Origin of the sequence: Kitasatospora sp. NPDC093806 (assembly GCF_040683335.1) — a bacterium.
Taxonomy (GTDB): Bacteria; Actinomycetota; Actinomycetes; order Streptomycetales; family Streptomycetaceae; genus Kitasatospora.
Map to the genome: position 1 here is coordinate 1 of NZ_JBFBDO010000214.1, position 4,845 is coordinate 4,845.

At 75.4% G+C, this 4,845-nt stretch carries 3 protein-coding genes; all 3 read right to left on the reverse strand.

What is annotated here, in order from left to right; genetic code table 11:
* On the reverse strand, nt 1–613 hold a 613-nt coding region (gene manA, locus AB0N76_RS39135; protein WP_363565626.1), incomplete at its 3' end, for a mannose-6-phosphate isomerase, class I.
* 13 nt (nt 614–626) lie between these two features.
* Nucleotides 627–1,538 carry an ROK family protein gene (locus AB0N76_RS39140; RefSeq protein WP_363565628.1) on the reverse strand — a complete coding sequence of 304 codons (912 nt, stop codon included), beginning with the start codon at nt 1,536–1,538 and terminating at the stop codon, nt 627–629.
* A 142-nt stretch (nt 1,539–1,680) separates the two neighbouring features.
* A complete protein-coding gene (locus tag AB0N76_RS39145) occupies nt 1,681–4,737 on the reverse strand; it encodes a glycoside hydrolase family 38 C-terminal domain-containing protein (protein WP_363565627.1) in 3,057 nt (1,018 codons plus the stop codon).
* Between the last annotated feature and the right edge of the window lie 108 nt (nt 4,738–4,845).

Here is a 4,845-nt window from a genome sequence, read left to right on the forward strand (position 1 = left end):
GCGCTCGGTGACTTCGAGGCGCTGTGCGGGTTCCGCCCAGCACCTGCCGCAGCAGCGCGGGCAGCACCTCCCCGGCGGGCCGCGCCCGCAGCGCGGCGGCCCACGGGGCGAGCAGCGGGACGGCCAGCCGCTCGAACAGCGCGGCCGTCGCGGCGGCCGGGCGGAACCCGCACAGCGCCTCGAAGTCACCGAGCGCGCAAAGCAGTTCGGGCTTGTGCCCGCGGTCCTTGAACACCCGCTCCGGGGCGTCGAGCGGCACACCGCGGGCCTGCTCGGCCGCCCAGCCCGCCTCGGCCCCCGCCCGGTCGGGGTGGACCTGGATCGACAGCGCCCGCTCGGCGGCCAACACCTTGAACAGGAAAGGAAGTTGCGGTCCGAACCGGCGCACCGTCGCCGGACCGAGCAGCTCCTCCGGCGCGGCGGCGATCAGCTCGTCCAGCGGGCGCGGGCCGGTGCCGTCGTCCAGCCGGGACGGCGCGGACGGGTGCGCGCCCAGCCAGAGTTCGGCCTGCGGCGCCCCGGTGGGCGGGGTGCCGGTGAGCGCGGGGATCGCGGTCGCGGAGCCCCAGGCGTACGCGCGCACCGGGTTGTCGAGCGGGGCGAACGGGATCATGCGGAGGGTCTCCCTAGCGGCAGAGCGCGGCGGCGCCGATCAGGCCGGCGTCGGTGCCGAGTTCGGCCCGGCGGACGTCCAGCCCCCGGACGTACGGCAGCGCCGCGTACCGGTCCAGGTGGCGGGCGAGCGGGTCGAACAGCACCGGTCCGGCGGTGGCGACCCCGCCGCCGATCACCACCCGCCGCAGGTCCACCAGCGCGGCGGTGGCGGCGATCCCGGCGGCCAGCGCCCGCGCCGCCCGGTCGAAGGCGGCCGCCGCGACCGGATGGCCGGCCGCCGCGTCCACCGCCACCGCGCGCGCCGACCGGTCCTCCCCGGCCGGCCGCCAGCCCTCGCCGAGTGCTCGCCGGGCGATCGCCGTCCCGCTGGCGATGCCCTCCAGGCAGCCGCGCGAGCCGCACGGGCAGGGCTCGCCGTCCAGCTCGACCGTGATGTGCCCGAGGTGCCCGGCGTTGCCGCTGGGGCCGGGCCGGACGGCGCCGTCCAGCACCAGACCCGCGCCGACCCCGGTGGAGACCACCAGGCAGAGCGCGTCGGCCGCGCCGCGCGCCGCGCCCCGCCAGTGCTCGGCGGCGGCCATCGCCACCCCGTCCCCGGCCAGCGCGACCCGGCGGGCGCCGACGGCCGGGTGCGCGGCGACCTCGGCGGTCAGCGGGAACTCCCGCCAGCCGGGGATGTTCACCGGGCTGACCGTGCCGTGCGCGAGGTCCACCGGCCCGGCGCTGCCGATCCCGACGGCCGTCACGGCCGCCCACTCGGGGGCGGCCGCCAGCCGGTCCAGCACCCGGTGCACCACGGCCAGCACGGCGGCGCCGGACTCCCGGGCGGGCGTCGGCAGCTGGACCCGGTGGCCGAGCGCCCCGGCGGAGTCGACCAGCGCCCCGGCGATCTTGGTGCCGCCGATGTCGAGCGCGGCGAACAGCGGTGCGGCGGACAGCGGTGCGGCGGCCGACGGTGCGGCGGTCGGCGGGGTGGACGCGGTCACGGCGGGAGGCTCCGGAGGGACGGAAGGGTGCCCCCGCCCGGGTGCGGGCGGGGGCGGCGGGCAGGTACAGCAAACAGGATCAGGCCGACGGCGCCGACGACGGGGTCAGCCGCAGGGTGACCAACTCGAACGGCCGCAGGCCCAGCCGGACCCCGTCACCGTCCGCCGCGACCTCGCCGCGGGTGCCGTCCCACGGCCGTTCCAGCAGATCGCAGGGGACCACCGCGGCCAGCGGGAAGGAGGTCGCGAGCCGGCCCCGGACCCGGCCGCCGCCGGCCTCGTAGACCCGCACCACCAGGTCGCCGCTGCCGTCGTCGGCCAGCTTGGCCGCGCTGACCACGATCGCCCCGTGGTCCGACTCCACCAGCGGCCGCACCGACTCCGCCGAACCGGTGACCCGCCGCTCCGGCAGCCCGATCGCGTACCCCTCGCGGACCGCGTCGCCGATCTCCGCGCCCGGCACCAGCGCGTGCCGGAACCGGTGCACCCCCTGGTCCGTGCGCGGGTCCGGGAAGCGCGGCGCGCGCAGCAGCGAGAACCGGACCGTGGTGGTCGTCCCGCCGTCCGCCGCGCGCACCGTCCGGGTCACGTCGTGCCCGTACGTCGACGGGGTCACCAGCGCGACGCCCCAGCCCGGCTCGGCCAGGTGCACGAAGCGGTGGTTGCAGGCCTCGAACTTGGCCGCCTCCCAGCTGGTGTTGGTGTGCGTGGGCCGGAACTGGTGGCCGAACTGGGTCTCCGCCGCGTACCGCTCGGTGTGCAGGTCCAGCGGGAACGCCGCCTTGAGGAACTTCTCGGTCTCGTGCCAGTCCACCTCGGTGTCGATGTCCAGCCGGCCCGAGCCCGCCCGCAGGGTGAGCGTCTGCACCACCGTGGAGGAGCCGAACGACCGCGACACCCGGACGGCCACCTCCTCCGGGCCCTCGGTGCACACCGCGACCTCGTCCGCCCCGGTCAGGTCGGTGACCGTGTTGCGGTAGAACTGGTCGACGTCCCAGGCGTCCCACATGTTCGGGAAGTCCGGGTGCAGCTGGAGCAGGTTGGCCCGGGTGCCCGGGGCCACCGCCTCCCGGCCGCTCGCCAGCTCCAGCACCGACGCCACCAGGCCGTCACCGTCCACCACCACCCGCAGCAGACCGTCGGCGAGCACGAACCCGCCGCCCGCCCGCGCCGTCACCGTGCAACCGCCGGGTCCGCCGCCCGGGACCGCCGCCCCGCCCGCCGGCACCGCCGAACGGCCGTGCGGCGCGCCGTTGAACACCAGCTCCCGCCCGCCCGCCGGATCCCCGGCCAGCGCCCGCTGGGCGGCCCCGATCAGCTCCTCCAGCTCCGCCGCCAGCGCGGCGTAGGTGGCCTCCGCCTCGCGGTGCACCCAGGCGATCGACGAACCCGGCAGGATGTCGTGGAACTGGTGCAGCAGCACCGTCTTCCAGATCCGGTCCAGCGCCTCGTACGGGTACGGGTGCCCGGTGCGCAACGCGGCCGTGGCGCACCAGAGTTCCGCCTCCCGCAGCAGGTTCTCGCTGCGCCGGTTGCCCTGCTTGGTGCGCGCCTGGCTGGTCAGCGTCGCCCGGTGCAGCTCCAGGTACAGCTCGCCCACCCAGACCGGCGGCTTCGGGTACTCGGCCTCGGCCTTCGCGAAGAACTCGGCCGGCCGCTCCCAGCGTACCGTCGCCGAGCCCTCCAGGTCCCGCAGCCGGGCCGCCTTGGCCACCATCTCGCGGGTCGTGCCGCCCCCGCCGTCCCCCCAGCCGGTCGGCGCCAGCGAGTGCCGGGCCACCCCCTTGTCCTTGAAGTTGCGGGCCGCGTGGGCGATCTCGCTGCCCTTCATCGAGCAGTTGTAGGTGTCCACCGGCGGGAAGTGGGTGAAGATCCTGGTCCCGTCGATGCCCTCCCAGAGGAAGGTGTGGTGCGGGAACTTGTTGATCTGGCTCCACGAGATCTTCTGCGTCAGCAGCCACTTGGAGCCCGCGTTGCGGATGATCTGCGGCAGGCCGCCGGTGAACCCGAAGGTGTCCGGCAGCCACGCCTCCTGGTTCTCGACCCCGAACTCCTCCAGGAAGAACCGCTTGCCGTGCACGAACTGACGGGCCATCGCCTCCGAGGACGGCATGTTGGTGTCCGACTCCACCCACATCCCGCCGGCCGGCACGAACCGGCCCTCCGCGACCGCCTTCTTCACCCGGGCGTACACCTCCGGGCGGTGCTCCTTGATCCAGGCGAACTGCTGCGCCTGGGACATGGTGTAGAGGAAGTTCGGCTCGTCCTCCAGCAGCGCGGTCATGTTGGCGGTGGTCCGGGCCACCTTGCGGACCGTCTCGCGCAGCGGCCACAGCCAGGCGGAGTCGATGTGGGCGTGGCCGATCGCGCTGATCCGGTGCGCGGACGGCACGGCTGGCGCGGCCAGCACCTGTTCCAGCTCCGAACGGGCCGCCGCCGCCGTGCCGTTGACGTCCTGGAGGTCGATCCGGTCGAGCGCCCGCTCGACCGCGCGCAGCACCTCCCAGCGGCGGGCGCCGTCCTCCGGCAGCTCGGCCATCAGCTCGCCGAGCACCTCCAGGTCCATCACCAGCTCCCAGACCGTCTCGTCGAGGACGGCCAGGTCCATCCGCTCCAGCCGGTACTGCGGCCGGTCGCCGGCGGTCTCCTGGTCGCCCAACTCGGTGGGAAGGAAGGGGTGGTAGTCCAGGATGACCGGGTTGGACGCGGCCTCGACGTGCAGCAGCACCCGCTCGCCGCCGACCGCCGGGGCGGCGATCCGCACCCACTGGTTCTGCGGGTTGAGCCCCTTCACCGGGGTGCCGTCCGGCCGGTAGACCAGGCCCTCGCACTGGAAGCCGGGCATGTTGGCGTCGAAGCCGAGGTCGATCAGCGCCTCGACGGTCCGCCCGGCCCAGGCGGCCGGCACGGTGCCCTCGACGGTGATCCAACTGGTGCCCCAGGGCGCGCCCCAGGCGTCGCCGACCGCGATCGCCGAGCGCGGCGCGGCCAGGCCCTCGGCGACCGGGACCGGTTCGCCGGGCGCCGTCCAGATCGAGACCGTCAGCGGGACGGACTCCGGGTAGAGCGCCGGGCGGATGCGCTCCGCGAGGACGCGCTTGAGGCGGGCTTCGACCAGGCTGCGGTCATCGTGCATGTCAGCGGGCTCCGTTGGGTGACTGAGGGCGGAGAGGAACGAGGGACACACGGAAGTCGGGTCAGCGTACGTCGTCCGGGTGGACGAGCTCGGTGATGCCGCGGGCGG

Excerpts from the sequence above, each read along its gene's own strand:
- AB0N76_RS39145 (WP_363565627.1), bottom strand. The coding sequence starts at position 4,737 with ATGCACGATGACCGCAGCCTGGTCGAAGCCCGCCTCAAGCGCGTCCTC.